Origin of the sequence: Streptomyces sp. NBC_00829, from assembly GCF_045161795.1 — a bacterium.
GTDB lineage: Bacteria > Actinomycetota > Actinomycetes > Streptomycetales > Streptomycetaceae > Streptomyces.
Genome location: NZ_CP108867.1, coordinates 1,944,412 through 1,967,835 on the forward strand (window position 1 = coordinate 1,944,412; position 23,424 = coordinate 1,967,835).

Consider the following 23,424-nt stretch of genomic DNA (forward strand, 5'->3'; position numbering starts at 1 on the left):
GCGGAAAACAGGACCCGCGCATGTCTTGTCTTTGTATACGGTGCGACTGTTAATGACGGGCGCTCGCGGTGTTTACGGCATGTTGCGAAGTCCTCACGCGCTCCACGCGACGCAGCCGGTGCGCGGCGAGTGCACGTTCGGTATGCAGTGCGGTCAGCGTCCGCGCACGCTCGACGTCGCCGCGGGCCACCGCGTCCACGATCGCGCCGTGCTCCGCCCAGGAGTCGACGGGCTTGGCCGGCTGCTCGACGGCGTACATCCAGGCGATCTTGTGCCGCAACTGGGTGAGCAGCGCGGTCAGTCCAGGGCTGCCGGAGGCCTGGGCCAGCGTCTCGTGGAACCAGCCGCCCAGGGACCGCAGATCCTCGCCCTGGCCGCGGCGGGCTCGCTCCTGCCCCAGCCTCACCAGGCCGCGCAGGACCTTCAGATGGGCCTCGGTACGCCGCTGGGCGGCCCGGGCTGCGCCCAGCGGCTCCAGCAGCATCCGGATCTCCAGCAGGTCGGCGGCCTCCTGGTCGGTGGGCTCGGCGACGCAGGCGCCGGCGTGCCTGCGGGTCGTGACGAACCCCTCGGACTCCAGGGTGCGCAGGGCTTCGCGCACCGGGACCCGCGAGACGCCGTACCGCCGCGCCAGCTGCTCCTCGGTGAGCCGGCTGCCACGCTCGAATACACCGGAGACGATGTCGTCGCGGATCGCCGTGCATACCGAGTGCGCAGGAATGCGCATATCCGAACCTCCGCTTTAATCCGCGCGAAACGCAGCCGATTGACGTCTGTCCCGTGACTCTATTGCAATACGCAGGATTTTCCGATGCCACCCGGGAATCCATGCATATCTTTTGGCCAGCAGTTCGGGCGAAAAACGACGAAGGCCCCGGCGGGAAGCCGGGGCCCACGATCGGGTGAGTGTGAGATCAGACGTTGACGTCGTGCGCGCGCAGGTACGCGAGGGGGTTGATGTCGGAGCCGTACTCGGCGCTCGTGCGGGCCTCGAAGTGGAGGTGCGGCCCGGTGGTGTTGCCGGTCGAGCCGGAGAGACCGATCTGCTGGCCGGGCGTGACGCGCTGGCCGACCGAGACGCCGATGGACGAGAGGTGGCCGTACTGCGTGTACGAGCCGTCGTTCATCCTGATCACGACGTTGTTGCCGTAGGCGCCGCCCCAGCCGGCCTCGACGACGGTGCCGGAGCCGACCGCGTGCACGGTCGTGCCGGACGCGGCGTGGAAGTCGATGCCGGTGTGGCTGCCGGAGGACCAGATGGCGCCGCCGGTCTTGTAGCCCGTGGAGACGTAGGAGCCGCTGATCGGCGCGACGAAGGTGTTGAGGCGCTTGCGCTCGGCGTCGCGGGCGGCGCGCTCCTTGGCCTCGCGGGCCGCCTTGGCGCGGGCCTCGGCCTTGCGCTTCGCCTCGGCCTCGGCCTTCGCCTTGGCGACCGCCTCGGCGGCCTCCTGCTGCTGGGCGGCGGCCTGGTCGGCGATCTGGTCGGCGATCTGGTCAGCAGCCACCATCTCGGTCAGACCGGTGTCCTCGACCGTCGCGCCGGAGTCGGCGGCGAAGGCGGGGGAAGCGATGGATCCGATGACGCCGGTGGTGGCTAGGGCCGCGACGCCCGCCATGCTCGCGCTCTTGCGCGACATACGGCTCGGGGCACGGTGCTTCCCGGTGGCACGGGTGAACGCCATGAAGTGGCTGGTCCTTTCCTTCCCTCTCGCCTACCGGGTTAGCTGACGGGTTCGGAGCAGGAAGGTCTCCTACGGGCCCCTCCGCACGGGTGCGAAGGCTTCCGATTCACCCCAGGGACTGAGTGGGTCCCCGGCTCCCCAGGCTCGCGCCTGACGGGGACTCGGCGATGGCTGTCCGATGCCGCGGGTGCGGCGGGCTTGTGGCGGACAGCCGGACCGACGCTAGGCCGGGCCGCTTTCAATCGCCAAACAGACAGGGACTTTTGTAGTGCACGCCACAGGGCAGACGGGCAGCGTCCATGGCAAAGCGGACATAACAAGGAACCCCGACATCACCATGGATGCCGGGGTTCCGGTTGCACATGTGGAGCTGTCCGGCCGTAGGGCCGCACTCAATCAGCCTGTGACAACACTCACTTCACCGATGCCGAGCGCCCTGACCGGCTCCTCGATCTGCGAGGCGTCGCCGACGAGGATCGTCACCAGACGGTCCACCGGGAAGGCGCTGACGGCCGCCGCCGTCGCCTCCACCGTCCCGGTCTCCGCCAGCCGCACGTACAACTGCGCCTGGTAGTCGTCCGGGAGGAACTGCTCGACCTGGTCGGCGAGCGTGCCCGCGACGGACGCGGCCGTCTCGAACTTCAGCGGAGCGACGCCCACGAGGTTCTGCACGGCCACATCGCGCTCCGCGTCGGTGAGCCCCTCGGCCGCGAGCGTGCGCAGCACCTTCCAGAGATCGTCCAGCGCCGGTCCGGTGTTGGGCGTGTCCACCGAGCCGCTGACGGCGAGCATCGAGGCGCCCGATCCGTCGGGGGCGGAGCGCAGCACCTGGCCGAAGGCCCGTACGCCGTAGGTGTAGCCCTTCTCCTCCCGCAGCACGCGGTCCAGACGGGAGGTGAGGGTGCCGCCCAGGCAGTACGCGCCGAGGACCTGCGCCGGCCAGACACGGTCGTGCCGGTCCGGGCCGATGCGGCCGATCAGCAGTTGCGTCTGCACGGCACCCGGCCGGTCCACGATCACGACGCGCCCTGTGTCGTCGGCCGCGATCGGCGGTACGGGACGGGGCTCGGCCTTGTCGCCCGTCCAGGTGCCGAGGCTGTCGCCGAGCACGGCGTCCAGGTCGACTCCGGTGAGGTCGCCCACGATCACCGCGGTGGCCGTGGCGGGCCGCACATGCGCCTCGTAGAAGGCGCGCACGGCCGCGGAGTCGATCCCGGCCACTGTCTCCTCGGTGCCCTGGCGGGGGCGCGACATGCGCGCGGTGGCCGGGAAGAGTTCCTTGGAGAGTTCCTTGGCCGCTCGGCGGGCGGGGTTGGCCGTCTCGTGCGGGATCTCGTCCAGACGGTTGCGTACGAGCCGCTCCACCTCGCTGTCGGCGAAGGCGGGCGCGCGCAGCGCCTCGGCGAGCAGACCGAGAGCCTTGGGCAGCCGGGAGACCGGGACCTCCAGGGAGACGCGGACGCCGGAGTGGTCGGCGTGCGCGTCGAGGGTGGCGCCACAGCGCTCCAGCTCGGCGGCGAACTCCTCGGCGGAGTGCTTGTCGGTGCCCTCCGAGAGGGCACGCGCCATGATCGTGGCGACGCCGTCGAGGCCCTCGGGCTCGGCGTCCAGCGGGGCGTCGAGGGAGATCTCGATGGCCACCACCTGCTGGCCGGGGCGGTGGCAGCGCAGGACGGTCAGGCCGTTGTCCAGCGTGCCGCGATCGGGGGCGGGGAACGCCCAGGGCCGGGGCGCGCCCGCCTGGGGCTGCGGGTGGAACGTCATGGTCACGGCAGCGTCGCTCACTGGTCCGTCCCCTCGTGCTCGTCGTTCTCGTCGCTGTCGCTGTCGTCGCTGTGCTCGCCGTCGTCGGCGGAGACGGGTTCGTAGACGAGCACCGCCCTGTTGTCGGGCCGCAGCCGGGCCTGGGCGACCGCCTGCACCTCCTCGGCGGTGACGTCGAGGACCCGCTGTACGGCGGTCAGCGCCAGCTGCGGGTCGCCGAACAGCACGGCGTACCTGCACAGTTCGTCCGCGCGGCCCGAGACCGTGCCGAGCCGGTCCAGCCACTCGCGCTCCAACTGGGCCTGCGCGCGTTCCATCTCCTCGGGCGTGGGGCCCTCGGCGGCGAACCGCGCGAGCTCCTCGTCGACCGCGGCCTCGATCTGCGGGACCTCGACGCCGCCGGACGTCTTGACGTCCAGCCAGCCCAGCGACGGGGCGCCGGCCAGCCGCAGCAGACCGAAGCCGGCCGCGACGGCCGTCTGGTCCCGGCGCACCAGGCGGTTGTGGAGCCGGGACGACTCGCCGCCGCCGAGGACGGTGAGCGCAAGATCCGCGGCGTCACACTCGCGGGTGCCGTCGTGCGGCAGGCGATAGGCGGCCATCAGCGCACGCGCCGGGACCTCCTCACGGATCTCCTCGCGCAGCTGCTCCCCGATGACCTCCGGGAGCGAGCCGTCGCGCGGCGGCTGCTTGCCGTCGTGGGAGGGGATGGAGCCGAAGTACGTCTCGATCCAGGCGAGCGTCTGCTCCGGGTCGATGTCGCCGACGACCGACAGCACGGCGTTGTTCGGCGCGTAGTACGTACGGAAGAAGGCGCGGGCGTCCTCCAGGGTCGCCGCGTCCAGGTCGGCCATCGAGCCGATAGGCGTGTGGTGGTACGGGTGGCCCTCGGGGTAGGCGAGAGCGGTCAGCCGCTCGAACGCCGTGCCGTACGGAACATTGTCGTACCGCTGGCGGCGCTCGTTCTTGACGACGTCGCGCTGGTTCTCCATCGACTCGTCGTCGAGCGCGGTCAGCAGCGAGCCCATGCGGTCGGCCTCCAGCCAGAGCGCGAGCTCCAGCTGGTGGGTGGGCATTGTCTCGAAGTAGTTCGTACGCTCGAAGCTGGTGGTGCCGTTCAGCGAGCCGCCCGCGCCCTGGACCAGCTCGAAGTGGCCGTTCCCCGTCACCTGGGCGGAGCCCTGGAACATCAGGTGCTCGAAGAGGTGGGCCAGGCCGGTGCGGTCCCTGACCTCGTGGCGCGAACCGACGTCGTACCAGAGGCAGACCGCGGCCACCGGGGTCAGATGGTCCTCGGAGAGCACCACGCGCAGGCCGTTGGCCAGCCGGTGCTCTGTCGCTGTCAGGCCGCCGGAACCGGCCTGCGCTGTGGCCGTGTGACCCATGGGCATGTACGTCCCTTCGATCGCGATGCTGCTGTTTTTGTCAGCCCTGCCACTGTATGCAAGCGCGCTGACACCTGGCGAAGTTCCCGGGTCGCGGTCGGCGTTGTCAGCGGGACGGTCCACAATGGTCCGCGTCAGATCCAGACCTGGTACGTGAAGGAGCAGCAGCCGCGATGGCCCGCCGCAGCACGAAGACCCCGCCTCCGGACGATTTCGAGGAGAAGATCCTCGACATCGACGTCGTGGACGAAATGCAGGGCTCCTTCCTCGAGTACGCCTACTCGGTGATCTACTCCCGGGCCCTGCCGGACGCACGGGACGGCATGAAACCGGTCCACCGCCGGATCGTCTACCAGATGAACGAAATGGGCCTGCGCCCCGACCGCGGCTATGTGAAGTGCGCCCGTGTCGTCGGCGAGGTCATGGGTAAGCTGCATCCGCACGGCGACGCGTCGATCTATGACGCCCTGGTGCGGATGGCACAGCCGTTCTCCATGCGCCTGCCCCTGGTCGACGGGCACGGCAACTTCGGTTCCCTCGGCAACGACGACCCGCCGGCCGCCATGCGCTACACCGAGTGCCGGATGGCCGACGCCACCAGCCTCATGACCGAGTCGATCGACGAGGACACCGTCGATTTCCAGTCGAACTACGACGGCCAGGAGCGGGAGCCCGTAGCCCTCCCCGCCGCCTATCCGAATCTGCTGGTCAACGGCTCGTCCGGCATCGCTGTCGGTATGGCGACGAACATGCCGCCGCACAACCTGGGCGAGGTCATCGCCGCCGCCCGCCACTTGATCAGGCACCCGGGCGCCGACCTTGAGACGCTGATGCGCCATGTCCCCGGTCCCGACCTGCCGACCGGTGGCCGGATCGTGGGCCTCGCGGGCATCAAGGACGCCTACGAATCGGGGCGCGGCACCTTCAAGATCCGGGCGACGGCCTCCGTGGAGGACGTCACGCCGCGCCGCAAGGGCCTGGTCGTCACCGAACTGCCCTTCACGGTCGGTCCGGAGAAGGTGATCGCGAAGATCAAGGACCTGGTCTCGTCGAAGAAGCTCCAGGGCATCGCCGACGTGAAGGACCTCACGGACCGTGCGCACGGACTGCGCCTGGTCATCGAGGTGAAGAACGGCTTCATCCCCGAGGCCGTCCTGGAGCAGCTCTACAAGCTCACGCCGATGGAGGAGTCCTTCGGCATCAACAACGTCGCGCTGGTGGACGGTCAGCCGCTGACGCTGGGCCTCAAGGAACTGCTCGAGGTCTATCTCGACCACCGCTTCGACGTGGTGCGCCGGCGCAGTGAGTTCCGGCGGACCAAGCGGCGCGACCGGCTGCACCTGGTCGAGGGCCTGCTCGTCGCGCTGATCGACATCGACGAGGTCATCCGTCTCATCCGCTCCAGCGAGAATTCCGCGCAGGCGAAGCAGCGGCTGATCGAGCGCTTCTCGCTGAGCGACGTCCAGACCCAGTACATCCTGGACACGCCGCTGCGCCGGCTCACCAAGTTCGACCGGATCGAGCTGGAGAGCGAGCGCGACCGCCTGAACGGCGAGATCGACGAGCTCACCGGAATCCTGGAGTCGGACTCCGAGCTGCGCAAGCTGGTCTCCTCCGAACTGGGGGCGGTGGCGAAGAAGTTCGGCACCGAGCGGCGCACGGTGCTGCTGGAATCGGCGAGCACTCCGGTCGCCGCGGTGGCGCTGGAGGTCGCGGACGACCCGTGCCGGGTGCTGCTCTCCTCGACGGGTCTCCTGGCGCGTACGGCCACCGGCGAGCCGCTGGCGGACGAGGGCGCCCGGCGCACCAAGCACGATGTGATCGTCTCCGCGGTGCCGGCGACACAGCGCGGTGACGTGGGGGCGGTGACCTCGGCAGGGCGGCTGCTGCGGCTCTCCGTGATCGATCTTCCGCAGCTGCCGGACACGGCGTCGGCGCCCAATCTCTCGGGCGGCGCGCCGGTTTCGGAGTTCCTGTCGCTGGACGCGGACGAGACGGTCGTCTGTCTCACCACGCTGGACGAGTCGTCGCCTGGGCTGGCGCTCGGCACGCTTCAGGGGGTGGTCAAGCGCGTCGTACCGGACTATCCGGCGAACAAGGACGAGTTGGAGGTCATCACCCTCAGGGACGGTGACCGGATCGTCGGCGGTGCCGAGCTGCGCACGGGCGAGGAGGACCTGGTCTTCATCACCTCGGACGCGCAGCTGCTGCGCTATCCGGCCTCGCAGGTCAGGCCGCAGGGCCGGGCGGCGGGTGGCATGGCCGGGATCAAACTGTCGGACGGCGCCGACGTGATCTCGTTCTCGGCGGTGGACCCGGCCGGGGACGCGGTGGTGTTCACGATCGCGGGTTCGCACGGCACGCTGGACGACTCGGTGATGACGGCGAAGCTGACGCCCTTCGACCAGTACCCCCGCAAGGGGCGTGCCACGGGCGGGGTGCGCTGTCAGCGCTTCCTCAAGGGCGAGGACGTGCTGGTCCTGGCCTGGGCGGGTGCGGCCCCCGCGCGGGCGGCGCAGAAGAACGGCGCACCGGCCGAGCTGCCGGAACAGGACCCGCGCCGGGACGGTTCGGGCACTCCGCTGACGTCGCCGGTGGCCGTGCTGGCGGGCCCGGCGAGTTAGGCCGTGTTCGAGAACTGCCGCCCCGCTCGCCCCGCCCTGCGGGCGGACGGCGCCAGTTCCAGAACACGGCCCCAGGGTCTTCCGTTTGGATCAGGCCGAGCCCGGCAAGAAAACGAAAGACCCTAGCCGTCGGCCTCTTCGGACTGCACGTAGCGCAGGACGCCCCACATGCTGTGCTCGTCGGGGGCGTCCTGCGGCCGGGTCACCCGGGTGCCGTCGAGTTCCCTGGTGAGCGCCGCGGTGTCGATACCGGTGCCGATCAGGACGAGTTCGGTCGCGCGCCGCGCACCGGCAGGCCAGGGCTCCGGGTAGAACCGGAGAAAGGGGCCCACGGCGTGTACGGCGTACCGGTTGTGCGCATCGAGGTCGCCGAAGTCGGCGAATCCCTTGATGCGAAAGAGTCCGTCCGGCCGTGAGTCGAGGAAGTCCAGCAGCCGGCGCGGGTGGAGAGGCTCAGCGGCGCTGAAGGAAACGGTCTCGTAGGCGGTGTGCAGATGGTCCGTGTGATCGTCGTCGCCCTCGACGAGGTCCTCGAAGGACAGCTGCCCCACACGCTCGGTCCGGGGGCGGCAGTCGAAGAGCATCTCCGGGTCGATCCGCCCGTACGCCGCCGTCGTCACCGCGGCCGACCGTGCCAGTGGAGCGATCTCCTCGCGCAGCCGCCGGCCCGCGGCATCGTCGACTCGGTCCGCCTTGTTGAGCACGACCAGATCGGCGAGCGCGAGATGCCGCTCGATCTCGGGATGCCGCTCCCGTGTGCCGTCGAACTCCGCCGCGTCGACGACCTGGACGAGTCCGCCGTACACGATCCGCTCGTTCTCGCTGGCCAGCACCATGCGGACGAGTTCCTGGGGCTCGGCGAGTCCGCTCGCCTCGATGACGATCACATCGAGACGAGCGGCGGGCCGGGCGAGCTTGCCGAGGAAGACGTCCAGCTCGCTCGCGTCGACCGCGCAGCACAGACATCCGTTGCCGAGCGAGACCGTGGAGTCGCCGAGCTGACCGGCCACCGTCATCGCGTCGATCTCGATGGAGCCGAAGTCGTTGACGATCGCGCCGATCCGGGTCCCGCGGCTCGCCCGCAGCAGATGGTTGAGCAAGGTCGTCTTGCCTGATCCCAGGAAGCCCGCGAGGACGATGACGGGGATCTGTTCCTTGCTCGGGGACAACGGGGGCCTCTCTCAGGGCGCGGGTACCGGCTGCGGCGGAGGCGGGCCGACGTAACGGGCCGCCGGGCGGATGATCTTCGAGTCCTCCGCCTGCTCCAGGATATTGGCGCTCCAGCCGACCACCCGGGCCGCACAGAAGGTCGGTGTGAACATCTCGCGCGGCAGTCCGCACAGCTCCATGACCACCCCCGCGTAGAACTCGACGTTGGTGTGGAGCTCACGGCCCGGTTTGAGCTCGGCGAGTATCGCCTCGACCTGCTTCTCGACCTCGACCGCGAAGGTGACGAGCGGACCTCCGAAGTTCTCGGCGATACCGCGCAGCAGGCGTGAGCGCGGGTCCTCGGTGCGGTAGACGGGGTGCCCGAAGCCCATGATCCGGTCGCCGGAGAGAACCCGTTCGCGGATCCAGGCCTCGATGCGGTCCGCGGTGCCGATGGCGTCGAGGGTGTCCAGCGCGCGGCTGGGCGCCCCGCCGTGCAGTGGGCCGGAGAGCGCGCCGACCGCCGCGACCAGGCTCGCCGCCACGTCGGCGCCCGTGGACGCGACGACCCGCGCGGTGAAGGTGGAGGCGTTGAAACCGTGGTCGACCGTGGAGATCAGATAGCTCTCGATGGCGCGGACCTGCTTGGGCTCAGCCTCCGAACCGGTCAGCATGTAGAGGTAGTTGGCGGCGTACGGCAGGTCGTCGCGCGGGTCGACGGGCTTGAGCCCCCGGCCCAGCCGATGGAGCGCGGTGAGCAGGGTGGGGACCGCGGCGCAGGCTGCGAGCGCGTCCTCGCGGCGCTGCTGGGAGTCCAGGTCGTACACCGGCCGGAAGCCCCGGGCTGCGCCGAGCAGGGAGAGCGCGGTCCGCAGTCCGGCGAGCGGGCCCGAGACGGAGCCGGTGCGGGCGATCCCGGGCAGCGCGTCGCGTACACCGTCGGGAAGGCGGCGCAGTGCCGCGGTGCGCGCGGTGAAGGCGGCTCGCCGGTCGGCGTCGGGCAGTTCTCCGTGGAACATCAGATGCCAGACGTCCTCGAAGCTGCGGTTCTGGGCGAGTTCGACGGCCGAGTACTGCCGGTAGTGGTAAAAGCCCTCGCGGCCGCGGACGTCGCCGAGCGCGGTGTCGGTGACGACGACGCCGGCGAGTCCTCGCGGTACGTCGAGGGGTGCGCTGTGCGCCCCTCGCGGTACGTCGAGGGGTGCGCTGTGCGCGGTGATCGACATGTCTTCCTCCCAGTCGTCCTTGATTCGACTGTCTATGCTTGACTCAATCATTGTCAATATTGATTGAGTCAATATAGATACGGTGGAGTCATGACGGATCAAGGGGAGGACGGCCCCCGGCTCACGACGCGGGAGGCCGCCGAGCGGCTCGGCGTGAAGGCCGAGACGGTGTACGCGTATGTGAGCCGCGGCCAGCTGACCAGCCGGCGCAGTCCGGGTGGCCGGGGAAGCACCTTCGACGCCCGGGAGGTCGATGCGCTGGCGCGCAAGGCACGGCCTGAGTCCCGGCCCGCCGGCGATCTCGTCTTCCGCACCGGCATCACACTCATCGACGGAGAGAGGTACTACTTCCGCGGAGTGGACGCGGTCGCCCTCGCGGAACGCTACGCGTACGAGGAAGTCGTCCACTGGGTGTGGACCGGCCGGCCCGCGCCCGGAGCGCGCTTCACCACACCCCCCGAGCCGCTCGAAGCAGCGCGCCGGGCGGTGGGCGCGCTGCCCGGACACGCGGGGACGATGGACCGGCTGCGGGTCGCCGTCATCGCCGCGTCCGCCACGGACCCCCTGCGCTTCGACCTGGACCGGGAGATGGTCCTGAGCACGGCGGGAGGTCTCATCTCCACCCTCGTCGACGCGCTGCCGGTGGTCGGCCGGCCGCACCCCGGCGAGGGCGGGATTGCCCGGCGGCTGTGGCCGCGGCTGACCGGTCGGCCGTCCGACGATGCGTCACTGCTGGTCCTGGACAGGGCACTCGCCCTTCTCATCGACCACGACCTGGCCGCGTCCACGCTGGCCGTACGGGTCGCCGCCTCCGCCCGCGCCCATCCGTACGCGGTCGTCTCCGCCGGACTCGGTGCGCTGGAAGGTCCCCTGCACGGCGCGGCGAGCGGGCTTGCCCATCGCATGCTGAGCGAGGTGCTGGAGCGCGGCGGCGCGGCCCCCGTCGTGGCGGATCATCTCCGGGCGGGGCGACGCGTGCCCGGTCTCGGGCACCGCCTCTACCGGGGCGAGGACCCGCGCGCCCAAGCCCTGTTCACGGCGCTCACCGAGGTACCAGCCGCGGGTCCCGCCCTGGCCGCGGCCCGGGACGTCGTCGCCACGACCGCGCGTCACACCGCGCTGCACGCCAATGTCGATCTGGCGCTCGCCGTGCTGTCGGTGGCCTCCGGGATGCCGGCCGAGGCGGGCGAGACGGTCTTTGCCGTGGCGCGCACGGCCGGCTGGATCGCGCACGCGCTGGAGGAGTACGAGGAGCGCCCGCTGCGCATGCGTCCGAGCGGGCAGTACAACGGCCCCCGTCCGCCCAGGCCGTTGCCCTGAGCGGACGGGGGACGCGGTGCCTCGGGCCGGCAGCGCGCCCGGGGCGCGGTGCGGCCTTGCGCGGGGTCAGCTGAGGGCGGCATCGGCTGCTGTTCGCCAGGATCCGGTGACCTGCGACTCCGCGGGGCCGGCAGCGCGCCCGCGTCGGCAGGCCGTCGTTCCTGGCGCGCGCCCGATCCTCGGTTCGGTCGGACACGTCCGGCCGGGGCGTCAGGGCTTGCGGGGCGGCACGGTGTTCTCAAGCGGCCCACCGGCCAGGTAGGCCAGAACCTGGGTTCGGATGAGCCGCAGCGCCCGGGGCAGAAAGGCCCAGGTGTTTCCCCAGAGCCGGGAGATCGCCTACCACCTGGCCGACTCGGAGGCCACGGCCTACTTCTGCTTCGAGGGCGGCGCGGAGCTCCCGCTCGGGGAAGAGCGCTGGTCTGCCTTCGAAGAGACGCCGGGCTGCGAGCACTTCTTCCTGATGACCGCCGCGCCCGCCGAAAAGTCCCCGATCGCCGGGGCGAAGACCCTGACGGCGGCGCTGGCCGGCCAGAGCGCGGACGTCGACACGGTGGCCACCGAATCCAGCGACACGGCCGTCATCCTGTACACCTCCGGCACCAGCGGCCGGCCCAAGGGCGCCGAGCTCACCCACGGCGAGGAGATCAAGGCCTGCGTGGTCCTCACCCCGGGAGCGACGCTCTCGGCCGAGCAGTTCATCGACTGGTGCAAGGAGCAGATGGCGGGCTACAAGTACCCTCGCCGAGTGGAATTCCTCGATGTCCTGCCCACCAACGCCACCGGCAAGGTCCTCAAGCGCGAGCTCCGGGACGCTGGTTCGGCGTGCTCCCGCGCTAGCGAGGTCGCCCGATGAACACACCAGACAGCGTCGACTACGTCGTCGTCGGAGCCGGCTCGGCCGGAGCCGCACTCGCCGGCCGACTGACCGAGAAGGGCACGGCCTCGGTCGCGCTCCTGGAAGCGGGCGGCCCGGACAAGAAGGCGGCCGTCCACATCCCCGCCGCCTTCTCCCAGCTCTTCAAGACCGAACTCGACTGGGACTACACGACGGTCCCGCAGAACGAACTCTCCGGGCGCCCCGTCTACTGGCCCAGGGGGCGGATGCTCGGCGGCTCGTCGTCGATGAACGCGATGATGTGGGTGCGCGGATTCGCCGCCGACTACGACGAGTGGGGCGACCTCTGCGGCCCCGAGTGGTCGTGGAAGGGCCTTCTGCCCTGCTTCCGCCGTATGGAGAGGATCACCGGTGCCACCGGCCCCGACCACGGACGCTCCGGCCCCCTGCACATCGAACCGCAGCGCGACCCCAACCCGCACACGGCCGGCTTCCTCGACGCCGTCAGGGAACTCGGCCATACCGTCGAGCCCGCCAACACGGCTGTGCCCACCGGGTTTTCGCAGTCCATGGTGAGCCAGCGGCGCGGCGCGCGGTTCAGCACCGCGGACGGCTACCTCAAACCGGCCCGCAACCGCTCGAATCTGAGGGTCGTCACGAACGCGCAGGCCACCCGCGTTCTCTTCGAGGGACGCAGAGCGGTCGGCGTCGAGTACGTCACGGGCGGCGTAACGCGCCGGGTGCTGGCGCGCCGCGAGGTCGTGCTCAGCGGAGGCGCGGTCAACACCCCGCAGCTGCTCATGCTCTCCGGCATAGGTCATGCCAACCGGCTGCGCGAGATGGGGATCGACGTCCTCGTGGACGCCCCCGAGGTCGGCGCCAACCTCACCGACCACCTCATCACCGGGCTCGCCGTCGACGTCCCGGACAGAACGCTTGTCTCCGCCGAGCGGCCCGGCGAGCTCCTGAACTATCTCGTCCGGCGCCGGGGGATGCTCACTTCGAACGTCGGCGAGGCATACGGATTCGTCCGCAGCCGTCCCGAGCTCGAACTCCCCGACATCGAGATCATCTTCGCCCCGGTGCCGTTCATCGGAGAAGGCCTCGTCAAGCCGTCCGGACACGGGGTGACGGTGGGTGCGGTCCTCCTGCGGCCCCTGAGCACCGGATCGATCACCCTTGCCTCCCCGGACCCGCTCGACAAGCCGGTCATCGACCCCCGCTACCTCACGGACGCGGGCGGGGCCGACCGTACCGCTCTGCTGGCAGGGCTGGACGTCTGCGAGCAGATCATCGACCGGTTCACTTCCCGCGGATGGTCCTCCGGCCGCTTCCTGATGCCTCCCGGGGGCGAGGCCCTGCCCCGTGACCGGCGTCACTCGCTGGCACTGACCGATCACGCCCACACCCTCTACCACCCGGTGGGAACGGCACGGATGGGCCGCGACGACGCCTCCGTCGTGGACCCGCACCTGCGCGTACGAGGAGTGGAGGGCCTGCGGGTCGCGGACGCGTCGGTCATGCCGACGATCATCCGAGGCCATACCAACGCTCCCGCCATCGCCATCGGGGAAAGGGCAGCGGACCTGCTGGGCGCGAGCTGAGGCGGCAGCGGCCGCACACCGCCCGGTTTGCTGGCCGCCGTCCGACCGTGCCCGGGGCGGGAGGCGCACGCCGGCCGCCGACGTGCGCCGAGGGACCGGGTGGCCGAGATTGGAAGTATCCGATCCGTCCCTCGGGAGCGTCCGGCGGGCCGGCCGTGCACACGGAGGACGTGTCATGAGGAGTCATGTGAGCGGAACGCGCGCGGACGAGGGGGCAGCCGGTACGGCACGGGGCGACGGCCGGGCCGCCACGCCGTTCCGGGCGCCGGCACGCTCGGCGACCGGCGGAATCGTCCTGTGGGCGCCGTGCCCCCGCCTCGTCCAGGACTGATGTCCGGGGCCACGGAAGCCGGGCCGTCGACGGACCTGGTGCTCGTCGTCGGTGTGGCCGGCTCGGGCAAGACCACGGTGGCGCGGATCGTCGCGGAGCGGCTCGGCTGGCCCTGCCGGGACGCGGACGAATTCCATTCCGAGGCCAACCGCGCCAAGATGGCCGCCGGCCACGCACTGACGGACAGCGACCGGGGGCCCTGGCTGGATGCCATCGGCGCCTGGATGGACCGTGAGATCGCGGCGCGTCAGCCGGCCGTCGTCACCTGCTCCGCGCTCAAGCGGGCCTACCGGGACCGGCTGCTGGGCGGACGGCCCGGGGTCCGTCTGGTGTATCTGCACGGTTCGCACGAGGTGATCCGCTCCCGACTTGCTGCCAGGCACGGCCACTTCTTCCCTGCCGCTCTGCTGGACAGCCAGATCAAGGACCTTCAGGAGCCGGAGCCGGACGAGCGCCCCGTGGTGGTGGAGATCGACCAGCCTCCCGAGGCTGTCGCCACCGCGGTGCTGACGTTGCTGCACGAGGAATCCGCCCCGGGCCGTCCGCCGACCGGAGGGGCCACCGAACGCGCCGTACCGCCCCAGGAGCCGCGTACGCCCGCGAGCCCGACAGGCGAGCACTGGGAGTTGCGGCACGGCGGGCAGAGCGCCGTCGTGGTCCAGTTGGGCGGCGCCCTACGCCACTACGAGGTGGACGGCCGGCCGCTGTTGGACGGATTCCCCGCCGACGGGCCCATCACCGGTGGGCGGGGGCAACTTCTGATTCCCTGGCCCAACCGGGTGGGGGACGGCCGCTACCGCTTCGACGGCAGGGAACTGCAGCTTCCGCTGACCGAGCCGGAGCAGCTCAACGCGATCCACGGACTGCTCCGCTGGACCCCGTGGCACCTGCTCGCCCGCGGCGAGGACACGGTGCGAGTGGGCACCACACTCTTCCCCCAGCCCGGATACCCCTTCCTGCTGGACGTGTTCGCCGAGTACCGGCTCGGGCCCGCCGGGCTCGAAGTCCTCGTCTCGGCCACCAACGCGGGGGCTGTGTCCGCCCCTTACGGAGTGGGCCAGCACCCGTATCTGACGGTCGGCCCCGACCTCGTCGACACCGTGGTGCTGACCGTTCCCGCCCAGTACCGGCTGCGTACCGACGAGCGGGGCCTGCCGACCGGACAGGAGCCCGTCGAGGGCACGGCGTACGACTTCCGCGCCGCGCGCCCCATCGGGGATCTACGACTGGACACCGCCTTCACCGGACTCGACCGCGACCCCGAGGGCCGGGCGGTTGTGCGAGTTGCCCACCCCTCCGGTGTCCGGGGGGTCGAACTGTGGCTCGGCGAAGGCACTCGGTACGTGCAGCTCTTCACGGGCGACACACTGGCCGGGCCCGAGCGGCGGCGCGGTCTTGCCGTGGAAGCCATGTCCTGCCCCCCGGACGCCTTCCGCAGCGGCACGGATCTCACCGTCCTGGAGCCCGGCGCCACACATGTGCTCCGGTGGGGCCTGAGCCCATGGGGACTGCCATGACCTCACCCACCACCGGTGGTTCCGGAGCACATGACCGCTGGCATCCGGCTCGGCGAGCGCCCGCGGGCAGGGTGGTCGCCCGTCCGGTCGCCGTTCAGCGGGAGGGCGGATAGGTTCGAGTAGGTGGGAACGCTGGGTCTCCGCGGCGCGGAGTGGCAGGTCCTGGCGCCAGGCAGGGGCCGTGAGCGCAAGAGGACGGTGGTCGCCGTGGGCGACACTCCCCACTACGACATCGTCATCATCGGTACCGGCGCCCGCGGCGGCACTCTCGCCCACCGGCTCGCCCCGGGCACCTCCGCCCTGGACGTCAACTGCAAGGCCCACGACCTCGACAACCTCTACGTCGTCGACACGAGCTTCTTCCCGAGCATCGGCGCGGTCAACCCGTCCCTGACCGCCATCGCCAACGCCCTCAGAGTCGGCGACCACCTCCTGGCCCGCCTCGGCTGACCGTCCGGGCCACCGCTGGGCCGACCGGGCGAACATGGTCCGCCCAACGGCGCAACCGCTACTCGCTCCACATGCTCCCCGCCGGGGCCCGTGGTTGCGTGGCCTCCGTGCCAGGCCGGCTGCGGCCAGGCGGACCGGAGCCGCGCAGCGAGGAGGCAGGCCATCGTGGATTCCACCGTGGAAGCACCCCGGGATGTGATTCCTGCGCAGCTGCTGAAAGGCCAGAAGGCACTGGTCACCGGCGCCAATTCCGGCATCGGCCTGGCCACGGCCATCGGCTTGGGCCGGGCCGGCGCCGACGTGGCCGTGAACTACGTGGCCGACCGTGACGCGGCCGACAGGGTGGTCGAGGAGATCGCCGCGCACGGGGTGCGTGCCGCGGCGTACGAGGCGGATGTGTCCAAGGAGGACCAGGTCACGGCCATGATGGACCGGATGGTCCAGGAATTCGGGACGATCGACATCCTGGTCGCCAACGCGGGTCTGCAGCGCGACGCCGGCTTCACCGAGATGACCCTCGCCCAGTGGCAGAAGGTCCTCGACGTCAATCTCACCGGCCAGTTCCTGTGCGCCCGCGAGGCGACGAAGGAGTTCCGGCGCCGTGGAGTCGTCCCCGAGGTGTCCCGGGCGGCCGGAAAGATCATCTGTATGAGTTCCGTGCACCAGCTCATCCCCTGGTCGGGCCACGTCAACTACGCCTCCTCCAAGGGAGGCGTACAGATGATGATGGAGACCCTGGCCCAGGAACTCGCACCGGAGAAGATCCGGGTGAACGCGGTCGCCCCCGGGGCGATCAGGACGCCGATCAACCGCAGCGCCTGGGACACGCCCGAGGCCCGGGAGGATCTGCTCAGGCTGATCCCGTACAACCGGATCGGAGACCCCGAGGACATCGCCCACGCCGTCGTCGGACTCGCCTCCGACCTCATGGACTACGTCGTGGGAACCACCCTGTACGTCGACGGCGGGATGACCCTCTTCCCCGGCTTCGCCACCGGCGGCTGACCTTCCCTCCGTCCCGAAGAGGGAAGACGTCTATGTCTATGCACACCTCGCTTCACCTGCTGGCGTCCGCCCCGGCCCAGTTGCTGCCGGCCCGGGAACTCATGGCCCTTCACCCTGGCCTCCCACATCATCCTGGTACCCCTGGGCGTGGCACTGCCCTTGATCACCCTGGTGATGCACTGCCGAGGGCTGAGCCACGACGATGCCACCGCCCTGCTGCTCGCGCGGCGCTGGTCGGCCGTCATGGCGGTGCAGTTCGCCGTCGGGGTGGTCACCGGCACCGTGCTCTCCTTCGAGTTCGGCCTGCTCTGGCCCGGCCTCATGGGCAGGTGGGGCGATGTCTTCGGCATCGGATTCGGTGTCGAGGCCTGGGCGTTCTTCCTCGAAGCGGTGCTCATCGCCATCTACCTGTACGGCTGGCGCCGGCTGGGCACGGAGGCCACGGCGGACGTCTGGTCCAACCCCACCTCCATCGTCTTCGGGCTGCTCGCCATCGCGGCCACCGCGTTCCTCGGTGCCGTGTTCCTCACCGGGGACGCCCGCCGCTTCGACGCTCCCGATCTGGTCGGATACTTCCGGCTGCGCGCGCTGGCCGCCCTCGCCGTACTCGTCGCCCTGGCCGTGATCACGTTCTTCGTCACCCACGAGGACGCCCCTCATGTGTGGCACGGGCTCACCCACGGCGTGGGGCTGGTCTTCGTCGTCGTGGCGGGGGCGGCCACGATCGCCAGCGCCTGGCTGCTCCTTCGGACGCCCGGCAACTGGGCCCGCGTCACAGCCGTCGGGGTCGTCGCGTCCGCCGTCATCGCCTGGGGCATGGCCCAGCGCCCGTACCTCATCCCCACCTCGCTGACCGTGGCCGACGGCGCGGGCGCCCCCGCCACGCTGACCTGGCTCGCGATCGTCACCCTGGTGGCCCTGGTGATCGTCGTACCGGCCGTCGTCTTTCTGTACTGGCTGGACACGCACGGAGAACTGGAATCACTCACCGACGCCGACCTGCGAAGAAGCGGCGCGGAGGGTGACGGTACGACAGGGAACCACTGACCGCCCGGACCCCGGTCGGACCCCACCGCGCCCTTTGACGAAGGAAAGCAGCTGTGACCGACGACGAGATCCTTCTCGGACTCGCACTGACCGTGGTGCTCGCCACCGGCTCGCAGATCCTGGCGAGCAAGCTACGCGTCCCGGCGCTGATCCTGCTGCTGCCCGCCGGCTTCGCCGCCGGTGCGCTGACAGACGTCATCCATCCGGACCGGCTGATGGGACCGACCTTCTCCGCGCTGGTGTCGCTGGCCGTCGCCGTGATCCTCTACGACGCGGGCATGGGGCTCAACCTGCGCAATCTCACCGGTCGCACCCGGTGGATCGTGGGCAGGCTGCTCATCCTCGGCGTGCTGCTCACGTTCCTGATCACCTCGGCGGTGGCACCGGCGATGTTCGACATGCCGCTCAGAGTGAGCGCGATGCTCGGCATGATCCTCGTCGTGTCCGGACCGACCGTCGTCGGTCCCCTGCTCGACTTCGTACGACCGTCCGACAAGGTGCGACGCATCCTCATCTGGGAGGGGACGCTGACCGACCCGATCGGCGGCATCCTCGGCGCACTCGTCTTCCACGCCATCGCCACGACGCACCGTGTCGACATCGGCCGTGGTTACCAGCTGGGCCAGTTCGCCATCAGTATGGCCGTCGGTCTGATCGGCGGGGCAGTGGGAACCGCGTTGCTGTGGCTGACACTGCGCACCCTGCGGCTCGGCGAGACCCTGGGCACCCTGGCCCAGCTGGCCACCGTGATCGCCGTATCCGCGGCGTGCGACATCGTGCGGGACGACACGGGGCTCATCGCCGCAATCGTCACGGGACTGACCGTCACCAACATCGGGGGCTTCGACATGCCCGCGCGGCGCCCCTTCTTCGAGACCCTGGTCCAGCTGATCATCGGGCTGCTCTTCGTCTCCATCTCCTCCACGGTCACCCCGTCCTCCCTGGTGCCCGTGCTTCTTCCCTCGCTGGCCCTCATCGCGATCCTCGTCCTGGTCGTCCGTCCGCTGGTCGCCTACATCGCGACGGCACACTCGGGTCTGACCCGAGGGGAGCGGGCCTTCGTCGGATGGATGGCCCCACGCGGCATCGTCGCCGCGGCCACCGCCTCGGCCTTCGCCGCCGGCCTCGTGCAGCGGGGAGTGGACGGAGCCGCCAGGATCCTTCCGGTCACCTTCCTGGTGATCGTGGGAACGGTCCTGCTGTACTCGCTGAGCGCGGCCCCCGTGGCGCGGAAGCTGGGGGTCGTCAAGCCCACCGGCACACGCCTCCTTCTGGTGGGCGGCGAGCCGTGGGTGGTCGACATGGGAAAGGCCCTGCGGTCCGCGGGGCTCGAAGTCCTGATGTGGGCGGGGCTCGACGAGGAGCGGGAACGGATCAAGGACGCCGGGATCGCGCTGGCCAAGGGGGATCTGCTGGCCACGGCCACCAACCCCGGGGCGCGGCTGGAGGGAGTGACGGCCGTGTTCCTGGCCACGGACGACGACGACTTCAACGCGCTCGCCTCTGTGGTGATGCAGGACAACGTCGAGGGTCCCGTCTACCGGGTCGGACCACCGCACCAAAGCCATGGGGTCGTCGCTCCGTACACCGGCGGCGCCATCCTCTTCGGCAGTTCGCTGGTCCGTCACGTCCTGGCCGCGCGCTACCTTCAGGGCGCCCGGTTCCTGGTGCAGCCCGCCTCCTCTCCGCTGCCGCCGGGACACGACACACTCTTCGTGGTGCGGGCCGACCACCGGTTGGAGCCGGTGACCGAGAAGCAGCCGGCCTCCCCGCACGCAGGCGACAGCGTTGTCCTACTGGGCCCTGCCCTCACCGGGCGGTGAACCTGACACGCGGGTTCCGCGCACCCTATGTCCCGCCCTCGCGCGCCCGGTTGAGGGTCGCGTCCAACGTGATCGCCGCGTCGATCAGCGCGAGATGGGTGAAGGCCTGTGGGAAGTTGCCGAGTTGCCGCCCCGTCAGGTCGATCTCCTCGGAGTACAGGCCCAGATGGTTGGCGTACGTGAGCATCTTCTCCAGTACGAGGCGGGCCTGGTCGGTCCGCCCCGCCCGGGCCAGGGCATCGACGTACATGAACGTGCACAACGAGAACGTCCCTTCGGAGCCGCGCAGTCCGTCGGGCGAGGCTTCCGGGTTGTAGCGGTAGACCAGGCTGTCGGTGACCAGTTCCCGGTCCATCGCGTCCAGGGTCGACTTCCACATCGGGTCGTCGGGCGTGATGAAGCCGACGGTCGGCATCCGCAGCAGCGACGAGTCGAGCACATCACTGCCGTAGTGCTGCACGAAGGCCCCGCGCCCCGGATGCCACCCCTGTGCCAGAACCTGCTCGTAGATCTTGTCGCGTTCGGTCGTCCAGCGCCCGCGGGCCGCCGGACGGCCGCTCGCCGATGAGAGGCGCAGGGCGCGGTCGAAGGCGACCCAGGACATCACACGACCGTAGGTGAAGTTCTGCTGGCCGCCGCGTGTCTCCCACAGTCCCTCGCCCGGACGGTCCCAGTGGTCGACCAGCCAGTCGAGGAGTGTGTGCAGCGAGGTCCAGCCCCTGGTGTCGAGCTGGATTCCCCGCTGGTGGGCGAAGTAGATGCTGTCCAGCGCCTCGCCGTAGATGTCCAGTTGCAGCTGGGTCGCGGCTCCGTTGCCGATGCGCACGGGGGCGGAGCCCTGGTACCCCTCCCAGTGCTCCAGGATCTCCTCGACCAGGTCGGCGGAACCGTCGACCCGGTACATGATGTTCAGCGGACCGGTGTCGGTTTCTTCACCGGCCTTCTCCTTCACCCGGTCGCGCAGCCAGCCGATGAACGCCGTCGCCTCCTCCTTGAAGCCCAGTCCCAGCAGGGCGTACACCGAGAACGAGGCGTCACGGATCCAGGTGAACCGGTAGTCCCAGTTGCGCTCGCCGCCCAGTTGCTCCGGCAGGCCCGCAGTGGGGGCCGCGACCAGCGCGCCGCTCGGCGCGTAGGTCATCAGCTTCAGCGTCACGGCTGAGCGCTCCACCGCCTCGCGCCACCGGCCGGAGTAGCGGGACTGACTCAGCCAGGACCGCCAGAAGTGGACCGTGTCATCGAAGAGCTGCTGGAACTCCGTCAGGCGGATCTCACGGGGCGGTCCGTGGGACGACGACTCCATGATCAGACCACGCTGCTCGCCCGCCTGAAGGGTCACGGTGAAGTGGAGATCCTTGTCACCGGAGAGCATGTTCAGCAGTCGCTCGTCCCCCGGCTCACGGACGGCGTGGACGGCCAGCTGCAGGCCCTCCGACGCGAACACCGCACCGTGCTCCGATATGTGCAGCTCGTGGGGCTTACGGCCGTAGTCGAATCGCGGGGCGACATCCACCTCGAACGTCATGCTGCCGCGTACGCAGCGCAGCATGCGGACCAGTCGGTGGCAGTCCGTCGCGGTCGTCCCGGTCACCGGCATGAAGTCGACCACCTCGCCCGTACCGGACTCCGTCATGAAGCGCGTCACCAGAACGGCGGTGTCTGGAAGGTACAACTGCTTGGTCGAATAGGCTTTCAGCGCCGGCCTGACCGTGAAGTGCCCGCCTTTCTCCCGGTCCAGCAGAGCGCCGAACACACTGGGTGAATCGAAGCGCGGACAGCAGAACCAGTCGATGGTCCCGTCGGTCGTCACGAGGGCCGCGGTCTGCAGATCGCCTATCAGCCCGTGGTTCTCGATCAGCGGGTATTCGTCCATGCCGAGCCCCTTTCGGCCGGACCGAACAAGCGGCCCCGGCAGGTCCGGTACGGCTCCGCCAGGGCCGGTGAATTGAGCAACCGACGCGCTGAGCGGATCACTCGGCCAGCTTAGGCACGGAACACCTGCGCGGTCCTGCCGAGTGCGTCCTCGTGAGGGCGTCGGCATACTGCCGCTGCGCCCCTGCGGGAACGGCTCTAACGTGAAGGAAAGGCCGTCCCGCACCGGAATCGGAGGGTGCCTGTGCCGTACTGCCGAGCACCGTTTCCAGCGAGGAAAGGGGTCCGCGCGTGCGGGCCGTGATGTCCTGGGCGACCGCGTTCAGGCTGCGGCAGTACGCAAAAGCAAGTCTGTGGATCGTGCCGCTGTTCGGACTCGTGCTCGGAGTCGTTCTCGCCGAATGCGCCATTTCCGCGGACAGCGCGGACTGGCCGCCGAGCGGCTGGCGCTATTCCGCGACCACGGCGAGCGGAGTACTCAGTGCCATCGTCGGTGCGATGGTGGCACTGCTCGGATTTGTCGTGACCATCGGGGTTCTCGTCGTCCAGCAGGCGACTGGAACCCTGTCCCCCCGATATATGCGCCTCTGGTACCGGGACCGGCTGCAAAAAGCCGTACTGGCCACCTTCACCGGGACCTTCGCGTTCGCGTTTTCCTTGCTGCGCAGCATCGAGGCGAACTCCGTGCCCGACCTCGGAGTCACACTGGCCGGCGTGGCCGTGTCCGTCAGCCTGCTGCTCCTGCTCGTGTATCTCAATCGGTTCACGCACAACCTCAGGCCCGTGGCCATCGCCGATCTTGTCGGGCGCATGGGGATGAGCGTCTTTGCCCGCGGAGCCACGGCGATCCGCCGCGCCGCGCCGCACCGGGACGCGTCCCAACCGTCCGGCGACCCGGTGACGCGTATCCGAACAGCACGCGGTGGGGCCATCCAGGCGGTCGACGCTGCCGGGCTGGTCGCGGAGGCGGCGCGCCACGACTGCACCTTCGTCGTGGCCCATCTGATCGGTGACTTCGTGCCTCCGGGAGCCGTCCTCGTCGAGGTCCACGGCGGCACGTCGGCGCCCGATCCGGATCGGGTGACCGGTCTGATCGCCCTCGGGATCGAACGGACCATCGAACAGGACCCCGCCTTCGCCCTGCGGGTTCTCGTCGACATCGCCATTCGGGCACTCTCCCCCGCCGTGAACGACCCCACGACCGCGGTTCAGGTGCTCAATCACATCGAGTCGTTCCTGCACATGGCGGGCAGCGCGCCACTCCCCGGCCGGTATGCGCTGACCGACGGCCACGGCCGGTCGCGGCTCGTGCTGGTGGGGCGTGACTGGGAGAACTACCTTCAGCTGGCCGTATCCGAGATCCGCGACTACGGAGCATCGTCCGTGCAGGTCTGCAGACGACTGCGCGCACTGCTCGAAGGCCTCCGCGACACCCTGCCGCCGGCGCGCCTTCCGGCGGTTCGGGTCCAGTTGGGGCTGCTCCAGGAATCGGTCGAGCGGGTCTTCACCGACCCGGCCCGACGTGCCGTCGCGCAGAAGGCCGACCGCCAGGGCCTCGGCGGGCAGTACCGGGCCCCTGGCTGAGGGCGTCGCCGCGTCCGGGGCGGGCGGCGGTGTTCCAGGGGGCCGCGGACGTGCGAAGGCGGCCCCGGTCACGTCGGAGATCGTCCAGTCTGTGGGTCGCAGCATCCACTGCCATGACCGCGCCACAACCGTCTTGCCACGGAATCATCGATTCCGACCGCGGTCGCGCGGCTTTGCCGCCGACCTCCACGAGGACGCGAGCG

16 protein-coding genes, 2 pseudogenes and 1 riboswitch are annotated in these 23,424 nt (G+C 70.2%); of the genes and pseudogenes, 11 read left to right on the forward strand and 7 right to left on the reverse strand.

Annotation, left to right across the window (positions count from 1 at the left end; all coding sequences use genetic code 11):
* Positions 1-49 precede the first annotated feature (49 nt).
* The 4 genes from OG293_RS07925 to OG293_RS07940 form a co-directional block, all read right to left on the reverse strand.
* On the reverse strand, positions 50-727 hold the full coding sequence (locus tag OG293_RS07925) for a GntR family transcriptional regulator (RefSeq protein ID WP_405998060.1): 678 nt from the start codon (positions 725-727) through the stop codon (positions 50-52).
* A gap of 187 nt (positions 728-914) precedes the next feature.
* Positions 915-1,682, reverse strand: coding sequence for a M23 family metallopeptidase (locus OG293_RS07930; protein ID WP_405998061.1), 768 nt, complete (start codon positions 1,680-1,682; stop codon positions 915-917).
* A 12-nt stretch (positions 1,683-1,694) separates the two neighbouring features.
* A riboswitch (cyclic di-AMP (ydaO/yuaA leader) is annotated at positions 1,695-1,859 on the reverse strand.
* 219 nt (positions 1,860-2,078) lie between these two features.
* Complete coding sequence (locus tag OG293_RS07935) at positions 2,079-3,446, reverse strand: M16 family metallopeptidase (protein WP_406003533.1); 1,368 nt, start codon at positions 3,444-3,446, stop codon at positions 2,079-2,081.
* Positions 3,447-3,463: 17 nt separating this feature from the next.
* Entirely contained in the window at positions 3,464-4,831 is a 1,368-nt protein-coding gene (locus OG293_RS07940) for a M16 family metallopeptidase (protein ID WP_406003534.1), read from the reverse strand.
* A 173-nt stretch (positions 4,832-5,004) separates the two neighbouring features.
* On the opposite strand from OG293_RS07940, the gene OG293_RS07945 reads away from it, so the two are divergent.
* Positions 5,005-7,455, forward strand: coding sequence for a DNA topoisomerase (ATP-hydrolyzing) subunit A (locus OG293_RS07945; RefSeq protein ID WP_405998062.1), 2,451 nt, complete (start codon positions 5,005-5,007; stop codon positions 7,453-7,455).
* A gap of 122 nt (positions 7,456-7,577) precedes the next feature.
* On the opposite strand, the gene OG293_RS07950 is transcribed toward OG293_RS07945, so the two are convergent.
* Together OG293_RS07950 and OG293_RS07955 are read right to left on the reverse strand one after the other, a co-directional pair.
* Positions 7,578-8,624, reverse strand: coding sequence for a CobW family GTP-binding protein (locus OG293_RS07950; RefSeq protein ID WP_405998063.1), 1,047 nt, complete (start codon positions 8,622-8,624; stop codon positions 7,578-7,580).
* A 12-nt stretch (positions 8,625-8,636) separates the two neighbouring features.
* Entirely contained in the window at positions 8,637-9,830 is a 1,194-nt protein-coding gene (locus OG293_RS07955) for a citrate synthase/methylcitrate synthase (RefSeq protein ID WP_405998064.1), read from the reverse strand.
* Positions 9,831-9,920: 90 nt separating this feature from the next.
* Between OG293_RS07955 and OG293_RS07960 the strand changes: the two genes are divergently transcribed.
* The 9 genes and pseudogenes from OG293_RS07960 (at position 9,921) to OG293_RS08000 (ending at position 19,765) form a co-directional block, all read left to right on the forward strand.
* Positions 9,921-11,150 carry a citrate/2-methylcitrate synthase gene (locus OG293_RS07960; RefSeq protein WP_405998065.1) on the forward strand — a complete coding sequence of 410 codons (1,230 nt, stop codon included), beginning with the start codon at positions 9,921-9,923 and terminating at the stop codon, positions 11,148-11,150.
* Between the two features lie 280 nt (positions 11,151-11,430).
* Complete coding sequence (locus OG293_RS07965) at positions 11,431-12,006, forward strand: AMP-binding protein (RefSeq protein WP_405998066.1); 576 nt, start codon at positions 11,431-11,433, stop codon at positions 12,004-12,006.
* The gene (locus tag OG293_RS07970) at positions 12,003-13,592 is read left to right on the forward strand and encodes a GMC family oxidoreductase (protein WP_405998067.1); all 1,590 of its coding nucleotides are present in this window, start codon (positions 12,003-12,005) and stop codon (positions 13,590-13,592) included. Before OG293_RS07965 ends, OG293_RS07970 begins: the two co-directional genes overlap by 4 nt.
* Positions 13,593-13,779: 187 nt before the next feature.
* Positions 13,780-13,923: a hypothetical protein gene (locus tag OG293_RS07975; RefSeq protein ID WP_405998068.1), complete on the forward strand. Its 144-nt coding sequence runs from the start codon at positions 13,780-13,782 to the stop codon at positions 13,921-13,923.
* Entirely contained in the window at positions 13,923-15,440 is a 1,518-nt protein-coding gene (locus OG293_RS07980; protein WP_405998069.1) for a gluconokinase, GntK/IdnK-type, read from the forward strand. The genes OG293_RS07975 and OG293_RS07980 overlap by 1 nt, the downstream gene beginning before the upstream one ends.
* A gap of 285 nt (positions 15,441-15,725) precedes the next feature.
* A pseudogene (locus tag OG293_RS07985) lies at positions 15,726-15,890 on the forward strand (GMC oxidoreductase); the annotation flags it as partial.
* Positions 15,891-16,055: 165 nt separating this feature from the next.
* Entirely contained in the window at positions 16,056-16,895 is an 840-nt protein-coding gene (locus tag OG293_RS07990; protein ID WP_405998070.1) for an SDR family oxidoreductase, read from the forward strand.
* A gap of 38 nt (positions 16,896-16,933) precedes the next feature.
* Positions 16,934-17,942 (forward strand): annotated as a pseudogene (locus OG293_RS07995) (cytochrome ubiquinol oxidase subunit I).
* A gap of 53 nt (positions 17,943-17,995) precedes the next feature.
* Positions 17,996-19,765, forward strand: a complete 1,770-nt coding sequence (locus tag OG293_RS08000) for a cation:proton antiporter (RefSeq protein ID WP_405998071.1) — start codon at positions 17,996-17,998, stop codon at positions 19,763-19,765.
* Positions 19,766-19,790: 25 nt separating this feature from the next.
* On the opposite strand, the gene OG293_RS08005 is transcribed toward OG293_RS08000, so the two are convergent.
* Positions 19,791-21,638 (reverse strand): glycoside hydrolase family 15 protein, encoded by a 1,848-nt coding sequence (locus OG293_RS08005; protein WP_405998072.1) that lies wholly within the window; start codon positions 21,636-21,638, stop codon positions 19,791-19,793.
* A gap of 290 nt (positions 21,639-21,928) precedes the next feature.
* Here OG293_RS08005 and OG293_RS08010 point away from each other — a divergent pair, with 290 nt between their 5' ends.
* On the forward strand, positions 21,929-23,221 hold the full coding sequence (locus OG293_RS08010) for a DUF2254 domain-containing protein (RefSeq protein ID WP_405998073.1): 1,293 nt from the start codon (positions 21,929-21,931) through the stop codon (positions 23,219-23,221).
* Positions 23,222-23,424 lie beyond the last annotated feature (203 nt).